The 17,511-nt window shown below is 50.8% G+C and carries 15 protein-coding genes; 9 read left to right on the plus strand and 6 right to left on the minus strand.

The features are described 5' to 3' along the window. Nucleotides 1-259 precede the first annotated feature (259 nt). From RGU75_RS16250 to xsc, 3 genes are all read right to left on the minus strand, one after another. A complete protein-coding gene (locus RGU75_RS16250; RefSeq protein ID WP_322237740.1) occupies nucleotides 260-1,696 on the minus strand; it encodes an FAD-binding oxidoreductase in 1,437 nt (478 codons plus the stop codon). 51 nt (nucleotides 1,697-1,747) lie between these two features. Then, on the minus strand, nucleotides 1,748-2,170 hold the full coding sequence (locus tag RGU75_RS16255; RefSeq protein WP_322240584.1) for a nuclear transport factor 2 family protein: 423 nt from the start codon (nucleotides 2,168-2,170) through the stop codon (nucleotides 1,748-1,750). 332 nt (nucleotides 2,171-2,502) lie between these two features. Then, a complete protein-coding gene (gene xsc / locus RGU75_RS16260; protein WP_322237742.1) occupies nucleotides 2,503-4,323 on the minus strand; it encodes a sulfoacetaldehyde acetyltransferase in 1,821 nt (606 codons plus the stop codon). A 390-nt stretch (nucleotides 4,324-4,713) separates the two neighbouring features. On the opposite strand from xsc, the gene RGU75_RS16265 reads away from it, so the two are divergent. From RGU75_RS16265 to RGU75_RS16275, 3 genes are all read left to right on the plus strand, one after another. After that, nucleotides 4,714-5,622 carry a LysR family transcriptional regulator gene (locus RGU75_RS16265; protein WP_322237746.1) on the plus strand — a complete coding sequence of 303 codons (909 nt, stop codon included), beginning with the start codon at nucleotides 4,714-4,716 and terminating at the stop codon, nucleotides 5,620-5,622. Between the two features lie 122 nt (nucleotides 5,623-5,744). Then, nucleotides 5,745-5,996 (plus strand): AbrB/MazE/SpoVT family DNA-binding domain-containing protein, encoded by a 252-nt coding sequence (locus RGU75_RS16270; protein WP_322237747.1) that lies wholly within the window; start codon nucleotides 5,745-5,747, stop codon nucleotides 5,994-5,996. Then, complete coding sequence (locus RGU75_RS16275) at nucleotides 5,990-6,340, plus strand: type II toxin-antitoxin system ChpB family toxin (protein WP_322237749.1); 351 nt, start codon at nucleotides 5,990-5,992, stop codon at nucleotides 6,338-6,340. The genes RGU75_RS16270 and RGU75_RS16275 overlap by 7 nt, the downstream gene beginning before the upstream one ends. A 137-nt stretch (nucleotides 6,341-6,477) precedes the next feature. Here the strand turns inward: RGU75_RS16275 and RGU75_RS16280 are convergent, their stop codons facing one another. Both RGU75_RS16280 and RGU75_RS16285 read right to left on the minus strand, forming a co-directional pair. Continuing rightward, nucleotides 6,478-7,359: an NAD(P)-dependent oxidoreductase gene (locus RGU75_RS16280; protein ID WP_322237752.1), complete on the minus strand. Its 882-nt coding sequence runs from the start codon at nucleotides 7,357-7,359 to the stop codon at nucleotides 6,478-6,480. A gap of 252 nt (nucleotides 7,360-7,611) precedes the next feature. Beyond that, entirely contained in the window at nucleotides 7,612-8,505 is an 894-nt protein-coding gene (locus RGU75_RS16285; RefSeq protein WP_322237754.1) for a LysR family transcriptional regulator, read from the minus strand. A gap of 126 nt (nucleotides 8,506-8,631) precedes the next feature. Here RGU75_RS16285 and RGU75_RS16290 point away from each other — a divergent pair, with 126 nt between their 5' ends. The 6 genes from RGU75_RS16290 (at nucleotide 8,632) to RGU75_RS16315 (ending at nucleotide 15,881) form a co-directional block, all read left to right on the plus strand. After that, a complete protein-coding gene (locus RGU75_RS16290; RefSeq protein WP_322237756.1) occupies nucleotides 8,632-9,648 on the plus strand; it encodes a YeiH family protein in 1,017 nt (338 codons plus the stop codon). 137 nt (nucleotides 9,649-9,785) lie between these two features. Further along, the gene (locus tag RGU75_RS16295) at nucleotides 9,786-10,598 is read left to right on the plus strand and encodes a thiazole synthase (RefSeq protein ID WP_322237759.1); all 813 of its coding nucleotides are present in this window, start codon (nucleotides 9,786-9,788) and stop codon (nucleotides 10,596-10,598) included. Between the two features lie 325 nt (nucleotides 10,599-10,923). Further along, nucleotides 10,924-11,742, plus strand: coding sequence for an IclR family transcriptional regulator (locus tag RGU75_RS16300; RefSeq protein WP_322237761.1), 819 nt, complete (start codon nucleotides 10,924-10,926; stop codon nucleotides 11,740-11,742). Nucleotides 11,743-11,819: 77 nt separating this feature from the next. Continuing rightward, entirely contained in the window at nucleotides 11,820-12,770 is a 951-nt protein-coding gene (locus RGU75_RS16305) for an AAA family ATPase (RefSeq protein ID WP_322240585.1), read from the plus strand. Further along, nucleotides 12,767-14,500 carry a cobaltochelatase CobT-related protein gene (locus RGU75_RS16310; protein WP_323509565.1) on the plus strand — a complete coding sequence of 578 codons (1,734 nt, stop codon included), beginning with the start codon at nucleotides 12,767-12,769 and terminating at the stop codon, nucleotides 14,498-14,500. The genes RGU75_RS16305 and RGU75_RS16310 overlap by 4 nt, the downstream gene beginning before the upstream one ends. A 67-nt stretch (nucleotides 14,501-14,567) precedes the next feature. Next, nucleotides 14,568-15,881, plus strand: a complete 1,314-nt coding sequence (locus RGU75_RS16315) for a D-amino acid dehydrogenase (protein ID WP_322237767.1) — start codon at nucleotides 14,568-14,570, stop codon at nucleotides 15,879-15,881. 90 nt (nucleotides 15,882-15,971) lie between these two features. On the opposite strand, the gene RGU75_RS16320 is transcribed toward RGU75_RS16315, so the two are convergent. Then, nucleotides 15,972-17,498: an AMP-binding protein gene (locus RGU75_RS16320; protein WP_322237768.1), complete on the minus strand. Its 1,527-nt coding sequence runs from the start codon at nucleotides 17,496-17,498 to the stop codon at nucleotides 15,972-15,974. Nucleotides 17,499-17,511 lie beyond the last annotated feature (13 nt).

Here is a 17,511-nt window from a genome sequence, read left to right on the forward strand (position 1 = left end):
TCAAACCGACAGAGAAATGTGTAGGGCGCCTTCTTTATAAATAGTCAGACGAATTTCTAGTGCGACTGACAAAAGCGTCATGGACGCGAGGTGTGACAGACACGCTTTCTGCTCTATTTATTAATTGTCTGCCGCGACTGGAATATTTGGAGTGTCACCTCACGTTTGCAACGTGTTTAGGTGCACAACCCATTGAGTCTCCGTATTATTGTTATTGTTATTTTTTGGTCGGGCTGCGATTGGCCCGACCTTATTGGTCTTACAGTACTTCGTCTTTCATGTGATACCAGCGATAGAGGATGCTCTGCCCAAAGCGACGGAATGGTGCGAAAGCTTGTGACTCGACCTTTTCCATCACGTTGGGGAAGGGCAATGCGGAGTTGAAAATTGGTAGTGAAGACGTTTTTTTGCCAGCGATCAGTTCGGCCATTCGACGTCCTGCCTGTGCTGAATACATTACGCCATTTCCTCCGTATCCGACCGCGTAATAGATAGTTTGTTTTGGATCTGGCTGGAAGATACGCGGCATCATATCGTGACTCATATCTACCCATCCCCACCATGAGTAATCAATATCGATTCCCATCAATGCAGGAAATTTACGATAAAGATCACTGATCAGCAGATCCTGGTATTTTCTTTGCGGTGCGTCAGAGCCGGTGATGGCGCTGCGACTGCCAAGCTGTACTCGTCCATCAGGCATAAGACGGTAGTAGTGTCTGAGGATTCGGGTATCGGTGAGTACTTGAGTAGTGCGAAAATTACAGGCATCAATTTCGGCCGCAGTCAGCGGCCGCGTGACGATCGAGTTTGACAGGATCGGCAACAATCGATTCTTCAATTTTGGATGTAAATCTTGCGAGGTATAGCCGCCAGTGGCAACAGCCACCGCCCGCGCCCGTACGATGCCGCCGGGAGTTGTCAGATAGTGGACGCCATCGCGGGTTTGCCAGCTGGTTACAGGGCTTGACGGATGCACCTTAGCACCTAGCGCACGGGCTTTTTTGAGATAACCGAATGCCAGTTTACCGGCATGAATGCCGATGCCTTCCGGTTCATGCATAGCGCCCATTGCTTCTTTGTCGTCGACATATTCGCGCTTGACGGTATCGGCATCAAAAATACGGGCATCGTAATGAAATACTTCACGCAGCAGCTTGGCTTCCTTCTCCAAGGCGGGCATCACCTTGGCGCGATGCGCGATATACAAATGACCGCCGGGTTGCGGATCGCAATCAATGTCTTTTATGAGCCCTTTAAAAGTTTCCATCGCGTCGCACATTTCTTCATGCAGCTTTAGCGCAGTATCCAGGCCATAGCGCTGAATCCACTGTGAACGTTTCAGGCGTCCGGAATTACATTGAGCCTGGCCGCCGTTGCGGGTACTGCATCCCCAGCTCACGCGATTGGCTTCTAGTACGGTCGCCTTGATGCCGTGTTCTTGCGCTAGAAAAATGGCGCAGGTCAGGCCTGTAAATCCAGAGCCGATGATCGCAACGTCGACATCGATATCATGCGTGATCGGACCATCGTCTGGCGGTGGTTCGCCAGCAGTACCGATCCAGTACGTTGGCGCATATTCGCGTCCTTGTCCGGGACCCGTTGCTGTCAGCGGATCGTAGGCCGGATCGTACGGTTTGAGGGGAGCAGTGCTGCTGCCGGTATCGGCAAATCGGGTGTCAACTGTGGTGTCCAAAGTTGCTCCTTGATGCGGTAAGAATGATGTAGATGGGGATGACATATCGCCTCAAGCGCTGACGTGTGCAACGACAACTGGTGGACGGTCCTTACGGAAGGCATTCTTCACCGCGATTTTGCCGTTGTGGAAGGTGAAGACATCCACCATCCGGGCTTCGATCCGGGTGCCATCAGATTTGGTGCCACTGAAGGTGCTTTCGGATACGCCGCGATTGCCCGAGACAAAGTGGCTCGCATCAAGCCATGCGGCATCCGGGAACGTCTGCCACGCAAGTTGGAAGCCAGCACGGACGGCCTCGCGTCCCGTAAAAGTTTTGCCTTGTAATTCAGGTCCGGCTGCTGCATGGAAGGTGCAGTCTTCTGCCATAAAATCCATCAGTGCATCGATGTCGTGACGGTTCCATGCCTGGCCGAAGGCCATCAAAAATTCTTCTGATACTTCTTGCTTGGTTGTTTGTACTTGAGCGTTCATGTTTTTTTCACAATCTAATGTTGAGTGGACTTCCGCAAAGTCGCGCCAGCGATGCTGCGCTTGCCAGCTTTGCTGGCGTTCAGTCTTCATCGGCAAGCTTGATAAGCGCCTCGCTGGAAACAATGCCTCAGTCGCAATTGGATAATAAAATCTTAAAATGGCGCCAATTATGCTAACTGGCAGCCTAATAAAATTCTGTAGCTTTAAGGCAATCTTAAAGCGACCACCATCAAATCACAATGCAAAAAATAAAGCGGCGCGCTAATGAAAATATGCAGTTTTTCTTTTGCCCGACTCTTTATTTTTCCGAAACGATGGGATTTAATAAGCGATCAAACGTAATCTTTATATTTTTCCAGCAAGCGCACTGGCTTGCTCAATGCATCGCGTCGGAACGGGTCGCCCAGTTCACGCGTACACATGATCTCGATGATGGTGGTTTTGCCTTCGTTCATTTGCATGGCAATGGCTTTTTTCAGTGCCGGTCCGACGTCTTCCAGATTGTCGACAACGATCCCTTCGGCACCCATCGCGATTGCGATGGCGGCAAAGCTTTGGTTCTCCAGTTCACCGGCGACAAAGCGACGGTTATAGAAGTCGACCTGATTTTTCTTCTCTGCGCCCCATTGACGATTGTGGAATACCACCGCCGTGACCGGAATATTGTGACGCACACAGGTCATGGTCTCCATCAGGCTCATGCCCCACGCGCCATCACCGGCATACGACACCGCCGGACGATGGGGTGCAGCGACCTTGGCCCCGATGATGGTTGGGAAGGCGTAGCCGCAATTACCAAAGCTCATCGCCGCAAAGAAACTGCGCGGCTTCTCAAAACGCAGATAGCTATTCGCCACCGAATTGATGTTGCCGATATCGGTCGATACCATGACGTCTTCGGGCATGGCTTTTTCCAGTTCGCGCAAGACCTGACGGGGATGCAGATATGTGCCGCCGAACGGGGTTTTTTCTTTCTTTTGTTCTGCGATCATGTCGAGACTAAATGCATCTCTTTCATGGGTCCAGTCACTGAGTTCGGCTTCCCAGGCGTCCTTCTCGGACTTGATCGTGGCAGCGCGTGCGGCAAGCGTCGCGTCGCACGCCAGCGTTTTGCCAGTCAGACGTTGGGTCAGCGCAATTGCCGCTGCCTTGGCATCACCGCAGATACCGACCGAGATCTTCTTGACCAATCCCAGCATCTTATGGTCGGCATCGATCTGGATGATCTTGGCAGTTTTTGGCCAATAGTCCATGCCGTGCTGCGGCAAGGTACCGAAAGGCCCGAGCCGGGTACCGAGTGCAATCACCACATCTGCCTGCGCCATCAACTTCATGGCAGCCTTGGAACCCTGATAGCCGAGCGGTCCGGTCCACAATGGATGACTGGCCGGGAACGAGTCGTTATGGAGATAGCTATTGACGACCGGTGCGCCCAGACGTTCAGCCAGTGCCTTGCATTCTTCAATGGCATCGGCCATGACCACGCCGCCACCGGAAATGATGACCGGAAATCTGGCGTTCGCCAGCAATGCAACGGCTTCGTCAAGACTCTTCTCGCCGCCAGGACCACGATCCAGGCGACTTGGCAATGGAATCTCGGCTTGAATTTCACCGTAGAAATAGTCACGCGGAATATTCAGTTGGGTCGGTCCCATCTCTGACATGGCACGGTCAAAGCAGCGTCCGGTGAACTCGGCCATGCGGGCCGGATTGGTCACATGTCCCTGATATTTGGTGAACTCTTCAAACATCGGCAACTGGTTGGCTTCCTGAAAGCCGCCCAGTCCCATGCCCATAGTGCCGGTTTCTGGTGTGATGATGACCACCGGACTATGTGCCCAGAATGCCGCGGCAATGGCGGTGACGCAATTGCTGATGCCGGGACCATTTTGACCAATCACCACACCGTGACGACCGGACACACGCGCATAACCGTCGGCCATATGACCGCCACCTTGCTCGTGCACCACGGGAATGAGGCGAATACCGGCAGGTGCAAAGATGTCCATCGCGTCCATAAAGGCCGAGCCCATGATGCCGAACATATCAGTGACGCCATTGGCAACCAGTGTTTCCACCATCGCTTCGGACGGGGTCATCTTCTGTAAGCCAACCGTCACCTTCCGGTTAACCAGGGATATTTGATCGGTCATAAAAGTCTCTCTTGTGAGTTGATTATTCATAAGTTGTACAAAACATAAATTGTTCAAATGACTCGTTGCGCGCGTGTTGGGTTGCGCAATGCATGTTTTATATATATTGGTACTATAAGTTCCAATATTTAACATTAATGGAACTTTAAGACCTCGCAAATTGAATGTCAACTCATTTATCTAAAAATCGATACAAATTATCATTAAAAATGAAATTATTTTATAATGAATTTTTGCATGTAAAGCTGCATAAAATTGCAGCACAGAGCCTTAAATAGCTGATGCAGGGAATAGATTTGCGCGTCGCCGTAATAACTGGCTTGCATTGCCATCGATCACTGAACGAATAAGCAGTCAATGTGAATTGGCCGCAGGATTTTGGGGTCCATCTTGAAGCTACAACAACTGAGAGTTTTAATTGCGATTGCAGAACACGGTAGCCTCAGCATGGCTGCACAATCGTTGCATATCACGCAGCCCGCAGTGACGAAGGCCATTCAAGAATTGGAAACTGATTTAGGGGTAAGTCTGGTGGTGCGGTCTTCACAAGGCGCGAAGTTGTCGATGTTTGGACAAATACTGGTGAAGCACGCCCGCATTGTGGATCAAGAAATCAGGCATGCAAAAGAAGATATCGCCAGCCTGTCAGGGCTGAAAAAAGGGAATGTTTTTCTTGGCGTCACGCCCGTCGTGGCCTTGGGGCCGATATCAAAAGCCATCAGTGCTTTTAATCATCGGTATCCGGATATAAATATTCATATCAACGAGATGCGACCTGCACAAATCACAGAAGGCTTGCTCGATGGAACGCTTGATTTAGGCGTTATTTCCCGGATAGGTATACCAAATTCCCCGCGCTATCATTGGGAGACCCTCTATAAAATCAAACTCCTGGTGTGCTTGAGGGTGCGTAACGACTTCCCGAATGTGACGTCGATCATGGACTTAACGGGATACACCTGGCTGGTGTGGGATAAATTGGAAAGCCCGGGCAGCATGTTTGCAGAAATTTTTAATGCCTGCAATGTGAAGTTGCCTAAAAAAATTATCCGCTGTTCTTCAACCGTGCTGTACTCACAACTTGCCGCGCAGCAGGATTATGCCTGCGTAATTACCGAGCCAGCATTTGAGTGGTCGGCATTCAAAGGCAAGCTTAAGGCCTTGAATCTGAAAGAAGAATTGCCGGTCATGCATGCCGGGCTGGTCTATAGAAAAGAATCGCTGTTGACCGATATCGTAATTGAATTTTCGGAGTTGATTAGGGCGATTTGTAAAGATCCGGACGATGCGGGAGGTTGATGTTCCATTAAATAATTCATTGTAATATTTGAATGTTAAAAGTATATACAATGTTTAAACAAGGCTGATTGGCGATAAACTTATTTGTAGCTACAATGTATAAACATTCAGGAGGCGCGTAAATGGAATTATCAATTCAAAAGTGGGGCAATAGCGCGGCAGTTCGGCTGCCCACGGAACTGCTTAGCCAGCTTAAAGTAGCATTAGGTGATAAATTATCGGTCGACGTGCGCCCTGAAGGGGTGATGTTGAAGGCAAAGCGGCCGACCTATGCATTGGCAGACTTGATTGCGCAATGTGATGCCAAAGCACCGGTTCCAGCAGATTTAAAAGTATGGAATGACATTACCTCGGTGGGCCGCGAAGCATGGTAAGGCGCGTCAAGTTTCAACGTGGCGATATCGTGATGGTGAGCCTGAATCCCACCCAAGGCCGTGAATTGCAGGGAGAAAATCGTCCGGCGCTGATTTTGTCTTCAGCGCTGTTCAACTCTTTAGGCGTTGCGATGGTGGCGCCCATCACACAAGGCGGTGACTTCGCCCGATTTGCTGGATTCGCAGTTCCATTAAGAGGCTCTGGAACCGTAACGCAGGGAGTCGCGTTGGTCAATCAAGTGCGCATGTTAGATCTTGAGGCGAAAGGAGCTAAAAAAGTCGAAACTGCCCCTGCGTTCGTCATTGACGATGCGTTAGCCCGATTACAAGCAATTTTGGATTAACAAAATCAAGCAAGGTGCGCTGATGGGGATATCAACGTCCCCTCGGTCGCACCTTGACAATATTACGTCCAATATTGGCAAATTTTTGAACGTGATATAGCGGAATAGCGGAATAACCGGAATACCGTCAATCTACTTTATTGCTTTTTTTCTTCAACCCGAGCGACCATCATCAAACTAGAAGTATCCAGCCTGTTACCGCCTCGGTTTTGTACTTCTGTATAAAACTGATCTACTAGGCGGGTTACTGGAAGCTGGCTACCGTTACGTTCTGCTTCATCGAAACAGATTCCTAAATCCTTGCGCATCAGATCAACAGCAAATCCAAAGTCGAATTTAGACGCCAGCATTGTTTTGCCTCTATTTTCCATCTGCCAGGATTGTGCTGCTCCTTTGGAGATGGCGTCGATCACGCGTTCGCCGTTCAAGCCCGCCCGCTCAGCAAACGCCAGGCCTTCTGCTAATGCCTGAACGAGTCCTGCGATGCAGATTTGATTGACCATTTTGGTGAGTTGACCAGAGCCTGCTGGGCCCATATACACCACCGCACGGGCATAAGAGGCAATGATTGGTTCTGCGCTTTTAAATGCTGCTTCATCGCCACCGACCATCACCGTCAATGCGCCATTTTCCGCGCCAGCCTGGCCGCCGGAAACGGGCGCATCAAGAAAGCTAATGCCGAGTGCACTTGCAGCGTCGCTTAACTTCCGCGCTGCATCTGCCGAGCAGGTTGAGTTGTCGATCAAAATACTGCCGACCGTCATGTTGGCTAGTATTCCGTCGTCGCCCAAGGTGATTTGATACAGATCATTGTCATTACCGACGCAGGTAAAAACATATTCGGCATCCTTGCAAGCGGCCGCCAGCGTAGTGGCGACTTGCCCTTTGTTCTTTGTGGCCCATAAATCCGCCCGTGTCTGGGTGCGATTGAACACCGTCACTTCATGACCGTGCTTGGCAAGATGGCCTGCCATTGGAGAGCCCATGACCCCTAAACCAATAAATGCGACTTTTGCCATTTTTACGCCTTTTGATGATGGTGGATAGTGTGGATAAGTGATGCTGGTTGAAATTGTTACACAACTTTGCTCTGCAAGGTTGTTGGCGCATTTGCAGTTTCCAAGAACACAGTTCCCTTGATGAACTATTCGGCGTACATGCCGATCTTTTTTTCGTCTTTGGGGATGTGAGAACTTAAAAAGCTTATATCTTCTTATAACTTTTAGTGTGCCGCATTATCAATGCTTACGGATTAAAAGCATGCATAAAGTTTATATTTCATCATGCCTCCGCTGAATCATTTCCTGAAGCGCCAGCGAGGCCTTGGTTTTGTAGCGTGCTTTGTGATGCAACAGATAAAACGAGCGCAGTGGCAGTTCAATATTGGCCTTGCATAGTAACCCGGCCTGAAGATGTGACGCGACCACCAGTTCTGATACCACCGTCACAAAGGGACCTGACATGACTGCCGAGCGCACTGCTTCATTTGACGGCAGCGTGAGAGCGATGTGCAATCCACTCACGTCCACGCCGATTGCCTCTAGCATCTCCTCGAAGGCGGAGCGCGTCCCCGAGCCTTGTTCCCGCATGATCCACTTGCCACTCCGTAAATCTGCGGGTTCTAGCCTCTGGCCGTTTGCCCAGGGATGGCCCGGCCCGACCACAGCGACGATCCGGTCCTCATCAACGGTCTCTACTACCAATGCTGGTTCGTCTATGGTTCCCTCTATGAATCCCAGATCCGCCGCACCGTCGACCACCGCTTGCGCCACTTGCTGCGTATTGCCGACGGTAAGAGTGAGTGCAATCTGTGGATACTTTTGATGAAAGCGCACCATCAGCTCCGGCAGCCAATAACTGGCAATCGTCTGACTAGCCTGAATGTTCAGCGCTCCACGTTTGAGTCCGCCCAATTCCGACAGCGTTAGTTCCGCCGCTCTGGCGCTCGCTAGCGTTGACCGCGCTTCTGTCAAAAAAATACGACCTGCCTCGCTGGTCTCAATGCGGCGTCCCACGCGATTAAATAGCGGTATGCCATAACGGTTTTCCAACACCCGAATGGCTGAGCTTACAGCAGAGGGCGTCAGCGAAAGCGCATTCGCCGCTTGTGTCAAATGCTGGCGTTCAGCGACTTCTACAAAAATACGTAATTGTTCAAGAGTCATGGTTCAAGGGCCATTTTATTGTTCGATTTTATTTAACGAAATATGAAAAACTATAAGATAGACCGAACTATTTGTCCACCCGATAATGAACGCGTGCAATTAAAGCGTTAAAAAAGATTGGGACAAATGAATAAAAATATAATAACAGCGACAAGAAATATCCTTCCCGGATTGGCTCTTTGCGGAATTGTCACGGGTGCCGCTTTTGCTCTGGAAGCATTGGAAGAACACTTCTTTGGTCGGGCTTGGTTGGAAAGTCTGGTTCTGGCGATTCTGATCGGCAGCATCGTGCGGACTTTTTACAAGCTCGATGCACGCTTTGAAGCAGGTATTCGTTTTGGTGCCAAGACGGTGCTTGAGATCGCCGTCGTATTGCTCGGTGCCTCGATCAGTGCCAGCGCTATTCTGGAAAAAGGACCAGACCTCATTGGTGGTATCGCGGTCGTGGTGTTAATGGTGATTTTGGCTAGTTATTGTATAGGTCGTGTGGCGGGCTTGCCTTCTAAAATGGCGATCCTGATTGCCTGCGGCAATTCCATATGCGGCAACTCGGCTATCGCGGCCGTGGCGCCAGTAATTGATGCGAATAGTAAAGACGTCGCAGCCTCTATTGCTTTTACTGCCGTGTTCGGTGTCATGGTCGTACTGATATTGCCATTTTTGATGCCGGTATTGTCACTGTCGCTGGTGCAATACGGTATTTTTGCGGGGATGACGGTTTATGCGGTTCCACAGGTGCTGGCCGCGACCGCAGCGGTCTCGCAGACCAGCGCGCAAATCGGTACGCTTGTAAAACTGGTGCGGGTTTTGATGCTGGGGCCGGTTGTGTTGCTTTTGTCGTTAATGGGACGCAAGGACAGCGCCTTCCGCACACCACTTTCACAGATGGTGCCATGGTTCATCATCGGATTTCTCCTGTTAATGGCGCTGCGATCGTTTAATTTTATTCCTCAGTTTGCGATTCAACCAGCGCATTTTTCTGCAAATCTCCTGACCATTATGTCGATGGCGGCACTCGGGCTTGGCGTTGATGCCCGTTCAGTGCTGAAGGCTGGTGGACGTGTGACGATAGTGGTGGTCTTATCGTTGCTGATATTGTCGGCGGCCAGTCTGGTGTTGATCAAACTATTAGGTATCGTCTGAACCGACCGATCAGGTCGTCAACTCTGGTCCGTGTTATCGGGCCAGTTTTACATCTGGTCGCTTCAATAGTATTAGGCGCAATCACATGATCGGCAGTTTAATGCGTCGCAATCGACACTCTCTCGAAGGAAAATGAAATGAGCCTACCCCAGAAACTGCAAACACAAACGTCTGACGATTGTCTGACCATCGCAGGCAAAACATATCGGTCGCGGCTCTTGGTGGGCACGGGAAAATATCGCGACTTTGAAGAGACGCGTGCCGCGGTCGATGCCAGTGGAACCGGGATCGTGACGGTGACGATCCGCCGTGTCAACATAGGTCAGGATGAGGATGCACCTAGTTTGCTCGATAGTGTGCCGCCATCGGAGTTTACGATTTTGCCTAATACTGGCGGCTGCTATAACGCCGACGATGCGGTCTATACTTTGCAGCTTGCACGCGAATTATTGAACGGTCATAAACTGGTCAAGCTTGAAGTATTAGGTGACGAGAAAAATTTGTTTCCGAACATGCCCGAAACCCTGAAAGCCGCAGAAATATTGGTGCGCGACGGCTTCGATGTCATGGTCTATTGCAGCGATGATCCGATTCAGGCCAAGATGTTAGAGCAAATCGGTTGCGTCGCTGTCATGCCGCTGGCCTCGTTAATCGGTTCCGGCATGGGTATTTTGAATCCTTGGAATTTATCCCTGATTATCGAACAAGCCAACGTTCCTGTGCTGGTTGATGCAGGCGTAGGCACTGCCTCTGATGCGGCGATTGCGATGGAGTTGGGTTGTGACGGTGTACTGATGAATACTGCGATTGCCGGTGCGCGTGATCCCATCGGAATGGCGCGGGCCATGCGACTAGCAGTGCAAGCGGGACGTGCGGCTTATCTGGCGGGACGAATTCCGAAACGTTTTGCAGCGTCGCCGTCGTCTCCTATGGCTGGGCGTATTTCCTGATTTTACGGATGATGTGAATGTGAGTGTGGGTTGGAGGCGGTGCCGATGACTAAAACATAATTCTGAGAATATTCGAAAGTATTCAATCGGCGTAAAAAATCACGGTTTATAACCGTGATTTTTTTTTAACATTCAGAATCGACGCTCGTTTAAACACGCCTAAATTTTGTCATACTTAAGAGTTTCTATCGAAAGTAGTACAATTTGTTCCAATTATTTTAAATTTATAGTAATGTAGAACACAAAAAGAGACATGTAAAACTATTTATTACAAATTTCGAGACGTTTTGTGACTAAAATCCGAATAACTCTATAAGCCAGTCATATGAATAACAATCCTGTAGAAAAGTTGGAGCAAGAGAAGATCGACGGTGATACGCCAACCATGCGCTTGTTTGCATTGCTGGAGGTTATTGCTGAAAAGGATCAACCATTCTCGCTTCAGGGAATCGTCGAAGAGATCGGTCTACCTAAACCGACCGTGCACCGGATGTTGCAACAGCTTGAGGGTGTGGGTGTGTTACAGCGGGAAGGTGATGGTCGTCACTACAGCACCGGTGTTCGCCTGCGACGCCTCGCATCCAACCTGCTGATCAACAACACCTATCATGGCGCGCGCCATAACGTACTGCGTCAATTGATGGAGGAAGTGGGAGAGAGCTGCAATCTGACTGCCTTCACAGGGAGCGAAGTGGTGTATCTGGATCGGATGGAAACCGTTGCGCCGTTGCGCTTCTATTTGCATCCGGGATCGCGGGTCCCGGCGCATTGCTCGTCGACGGGTAAATTATTTCTGGCGCAAATGACGCCGATGCAACGTCGCCGTTTGCTGGCCCATATGCCCATGATCAAATACACCAACAACACAGAAACCGATCCGGTCAAACTTGAGCAAGAACTGGAAGTGGTGCGGCGTAATGGCTACGCCATCGATAACGAAGAATTCCTGCCGGGATTACTGTGTGTCGCGGTGCTCGTTCCTGCCGCAGAAGGGCGCTCCAATCTGGCGGTTGCTATACAAGCGCCGATCATGCGCTTGACGCACGAAAAGGCTTTGCATTTTTTGCCAGCCTTGCAACGTGCAGCTAAAGCGCTGGCCGCTATTGAATCTGAGACATCCTCGGCAACGAACGTCGCCAGCTAATTTAATATAAGGAAGCCGTCGTGACTGCCTCATCCCAAGCAACGATTTCAGCAACATCGGAGGCCAAAGCCGATCTCATGGTGTCGGTAAGAACCTTGTTCGGCATTGACTCCGATCTCAAGGTGCCAGCATTCCGTGAACGTGGTGCGCATGTGCCGGATATCGACGACGCGTATCGCTTTAACGCTGATGTGACCTTGGCGATTTTGGCCGGTTTTGCCTGGAATCGACGCGTGATGGTGCAAGGTTTACATGGCACTGGCAAGTCGACTCATATTGAGCAAGTGGCGGCGCGTCTTAACTGGCCTTGTATCCGCGTCAATTTAGACGGTCATATTAGTCGCCTTGATCTGGTTGGCAAAGATACCATCGTCCTGCGTGATGGAAAACAGATCACCGAATTTCAGGAAGGGATAGTGCCTTGGGCTTTGCAGCGGTCGATGGCCTTGATTTTCGATGAATACGATGCTGGTCGACCAGACGTCATGTTCGTGATTCAGCGGATTCTTGAGCGGGATGGAAAATTCACTTTGCTCGATCAAAATCGCGTCATTCATGCGCATCCTCATTTCCGACTGTTTGCGACCTCAAATACGATTGGCCTTGGCAATCTGAACGGTCTTTATCATGGCACTCAGGCGTTGAATCACGCACAGATTGATCGCTGGAATATTGTCGCCTCGTTGAATTATCTTGAGCCTGACGAGGAGGTCGCGATTGTACAGGCACGCGTGCCAGCATACGCAGATGAAAAGGGAACCCGGTTAGTTGCAGCCATGGTAGCGGTGGCTGACTTGACACGTAAAGGATTTGCCGTTGGTGATTTATCTTGCCTTATGTCGCCACGCACAGTGATCACCTGGGCAGAAAATTGCCAGATATTTTCCGATACGGCATTGGCCTTTCGGCTCTCTTTTCTCAATAAATGTGAAGAAGCCGAGCGCGCCATCGTCGCAGAATACTTTCAACGTTGCTTTGATGACGAACTGATAGAGTCGCATCTGCACCAAATCAAAAACACAATGTGAACGCAGTGAATCCCGCTCCACACCGCACGCGCCAGCAGCAACAAGTCGATGAGTTATGTGTCGCCGTTATTCGCTCACTGAGCGGCGAAGCAGACGTCACTACGCAGGCGGGTCGTTTGCGCAAGGGGCAAAAAATTCTTCCGACGCATGCCGCGCACTTGCAAACCGATCATCAGCGCGACGACTTTCGGTCGTTTCGGGGCGCGGCGGATAGTATTGCCTTGGGTCTGCAATATACCAATCCTGTTATCCATCAAAAATACTGTCCCATCCTTCCGGTAGAGCGCCTTATTTTTGAGTTGCTGGAACAGTTGCGGGTGGAAACGATGGTGCCCGACACCATGCCCGGCATGCGCAAAAATCTGCACCATCGATTTGAGGCGTGGTCGCATGATTTCTATCTCGCTGGTTTGACCGAGAGTGCGGCGGGTATTTTGCTCTATACGGTATTTCAAATTTGCTGGTCGCGGCTGACCGGCCAACCGGTGCTGGAAAAGACCGAAGGCATTATCGAGAGCACCCGCGCTGCAATAGCGCCGCTATTAGGCATTGATTTGCTTGGCATGCGCCGACATCGTGATGATCAGGCAGCTTTTGCGCTCCATGCCCGCGCCATTTCCGACATCGTCGGTGAGATGATCCGTAGCGATAGCGAAGAGTCGGACGACGCAAAAAAAGCAAACGGCAAAGAAGAGCAAGGCAAAAATGCGCTCAGGTTGCTACTGAACTTCGACAATGATGAAACCGATGTAATCACGGTCGCCGCCAGTGGTCGCAGCAAGGTACTGGACGACGCGGCGCACGGCTACGCCATCTTTACGACTGCCTACGATACGCAGGTTGAGGCAAGTTCGCTGGTCCGAAAGGAATTGCTCAAAGAGTATCGTGACCGGATTGATCAGCGTATTGCTGCGCTAAGTATTAATATCCCGCGATTGTTGCGCCAATTAAGAGCGCTGCTCGCCTTTCCACAACGTGATAATTGGTCCTTCGGGGAAGAGGAAGGCTATATCGATGGCCGTCGACTGGCGCAATTAATCAGCTCACCTTCAGAGCGACGTCTGTTTCGGCAAGAGCAGTTCAAGCCGAATGCCAATTGCGTCGTCTGCTTTCTGATCGATTGTTCTGGCTCGATGAAGGCACATTCCGAGCGACTTACCGTGATGATCGATGTGATGGTAAGGGCGCTTGAACAAGTCGGCGTTGCCAGCGAAGTTCTGGGATTTACTACCGGCGCATGGAACGGCGGCAGGTCACATCGAGATTGGCTACGTGTCAAGTCTCCGGCATCTCCGGGTCGACTCAATGAACTGATGCACATGGTATACAAAGACGCTGATACGCCATGGCGTCGCGCGCGTGCCGATATCACGGCACTGCTGAAGGCTGACTTGTATCGTGAAGGTATTGATGGCGAAGCTGTGGAATGGGCGTGTAGCCGCATCCGGCAACGCAACGAGGAAAGGCGTATTCTTGTCGTCATTTCCGACGGAAGTCCAATGGATAGCGCCACCAATCTGGCCAATGACGATTTCTATCTTGGCAATCATCTGAAAGAAGTCGTCGGTCGCCAGGCGCTTCCTGGTCAGCTGGAAATCTGCGGATTGGGCGTGGGACTTGACCTCAGCCCTTACTATAAACGGAGCCTGGCAATTGATCTTCAGCAGCCCATTAATAATGCATTACTCGCTGAAGTCGCGCAGCTCATTGGTGGGCGGCAGCGGCGCTGACAGGCCTCAATGATGGTTTCTGCGTGACAAAGAGTAAATTGCTTGACCAACAGAAAGTTGAATTAATATGAAAGTCATTGTCTTAGGCGCTGGTATTGCAGGCACGGCATCTGCCTGGTTCCTGCACAAGGCCGGGCATGAGGTAACCGTCATTGATCGTCGGCCCGGTCCGGCGCAAGAGACAAGTTTTGCTAATGGTTGTCAAATTTCGGTATCGCATGCGCAGCCTTGGGCAAATCCGCATACCTTGCTCAAGGTCATAAAGTGGCTGGGTAAAGAGGACGCACCGTTATTGTTTCGGCTGCGTCCCGAGCTGTTGCAATGGCAATGGTGTGTACAGTTTTTGCGTGAATGCTTGCCCGGTCGCATCAAGCACAACATTCGCCAGATTGTCTCGATTGCCGAATATAGTCGCCAAACCTTGCAAGCCGTGCGTGCCGAAATCGGGATGGACTACGATTTTTTGACGCGGGGAATTCTGCATTTCTATACCGACCAGCGCGAGTTCGATAAGTCGCTGGCCGCCGCTGCGCTGATGCGAGAACTGGGTTGCCCACGCAATACCGTGAGCGTCGATGACATCATTCGGCTGGAGCCAGCCTTGACCGGATTGCGCGACAAGATCGTTGGTGGCGACTTCACGGCAACCGATGAATCCGGAGATGTGTATAAGTTCACCTGTGCGCTGGCTGAAAAGGCTGCGGAACTCGGTGTCCAGTTCCGATTCAATACGACAGTTACGCGCCTACTCTCAGAAGGCAGCGGTGCGCACAAGAAGATTAAAGTGATTGAAGTAATCGATGCAAGCGGTCGCCATCAGACGTTGCAGGCCGATACTTTTGTGGTGGCGCTCGGCAGCTTCTCAGCGCCGCTTTTGAAGCCGCTAGATATCAATCTGATGATCTATCCTGGCAAAGGTTATTCAGCCACATACCAGGTCATCAATCCAGAAGCGGCACCCACTGTGTCATTAACTGACGATAGTCATAAGTTAGTGATGTCCCGGCTGGGCCAACGCCTGCGTGTGGCAGGCACGTGCGAGTTAAATGGTTACTCACGCGCATTAAACCCGGCTCGTTGCAATGCCATCACCCAGCGCGTGCGAACTTTGTTTCCCGATGCATGTGATTATGATAATCCAACCTATTGGGCTGGATTGCGTCCACTAACGCCCTCAAACATCCCGTATATTGGTAAGTCAAAGATAGCCAATTTATTCTTGAACACTGGTCACGGAACGCTTGGCTGGACCATGGGCTCCGGGTCAGGGCGTGCGATTGCGGATATTGTTTGTGGTCGTCAGCCCGACCTTGATTTTGCTTTTACCGGCATGCCACGACGCCAACCCATGCAAATGGGCTCGCCGGGAATCGTGGGTTAAGTCTTCCATGAATTACCGAACGAAGCAGGGCGCTTCACGGAATGAACTAAAACAGTGTAATAAAGAAGCGACGGGACGCTGACTGAAAAGTTAACATTCTGCCGGTTGCAGCAACTTGAGTCGCTGCACCTTTCCTGATGGCCCTTTCGGCAATTCGTCCTGAAAGCGGATGAGCTTCGGTGTCTTATAAGCGCCAAGTTCATGTTTGCAAAATATTCTAAGCTCATCTTCGGAACATTGTTGACCCGTTTTCAGCACTACGCACACCATGATCTCCTGACCGTAATGTTGATCTGGAATACCGACGGCAGCGGCCTCAAGTACCGCTGGATGTTTAAGTAGTGCTTCATCGATCTCCCTTGGCGCAATATTTTCACCACCTTTGATGATTAGCTCCTTGATTCGACCGGTGACGAAGACGAATCCATCCTCATCCAGATAGCCGAGATCCCCGGTGTGCAGCCAGCCCTCTGTCGTGAGAGTCTTGGCAGTCTCTTCGGGATTTTTGTAATAGCCATTCATCACGTTCGGCCCGCGCACCATGATTTCGCCCGTTTCGCGGCTTGGTAAACCGTATCCTTCTGGGTTAATAATCTTCGCTTCATTGCCAAAAGCCCGGCCTGCACTGCCGATCTTGCGTTGTGCTGAATCGAGTGGATTGGTGAAACATGGTGCTGCCGTTTCCGTCAGTCCCATGGTTTCAATGATGCCAATGTTAAATCTGTCTTCAAAGGCACGATGCAGGGCAGGCGGAAGCGGCGCCGAAGCCGAGCGGCAAAAACGGACACGGCTGATATCCAGATTGTTGTCTGGCGCCTCGGCACCTTGCAGCAGATAAGAAACCATGGTCGGCACCAGATTGATCCAGCTGCATTCATACTGCGCCACCAAGCGCCAGAAATGCGAGACGCCAAAACGGTGCGGCAGAACCAGACTACCGCCATGCACTAATGTTGCAGTCGCGGTCACGATCTGAGCGTTAATATGGTAAAGCGGAAGGGACGCCATGACCCGATCTTTCGGCCCCAATTCGTGCGCGGCCGACACGAACTGTCCTCCTGAGATGACAGACCTGTTGGTCAGCATGACGCCTTTCGGTATGCCGGTGGTTCCCGAGGTATACATCATCAAGGCATCGTCCTCTTCATTGACGCATGGCATCTCTTCGATCATTTCTTCCATTTGATCTGATGCGGCAATGAATTCTTCTGCGTCGATATCACACAAAACGATTTGAATTTTCCGGTCGATATTGCTAAGTGCGGTGTGGAGGCGTACCAGTTGATCCGGCGATACAAATACGATAGAGGCGTCGCTATGGTTCAGCACGTATTCAAGCTGTGATGCTTGTGCCAGCAAATTTAGCGGAGTGACGCAAAAACCACCGTACATGGCGCCAATGAATAGTCGACAGGTCTGATAACCATTCTGCATCAACAGTGCCACCTTTTCACCAGGCTGAATTCCACGTTGAGCAAGATAGCGTGCAAGCTTACGGGATGCTAGCTGGAGGCCGCCGAACGTCATGCTGTGGTTCGGTTCTGGGGCAACCAAATAGACCGCATTCGGGGTTTTCGCAGCCTGAAAATCGACATATTCACGAATCGTGCGCAGCATAATATTGATTCCT

This window comes from Glaciimonas sp. CA11.2, from assembly GCF_034314045.1.
Classification (GTDB): domain Bacteria; phylum Pseudomonadota; class Gammaproteobacteria; order Burkholderiales; family Burkholderiaceae_D; genus Glaciimonas.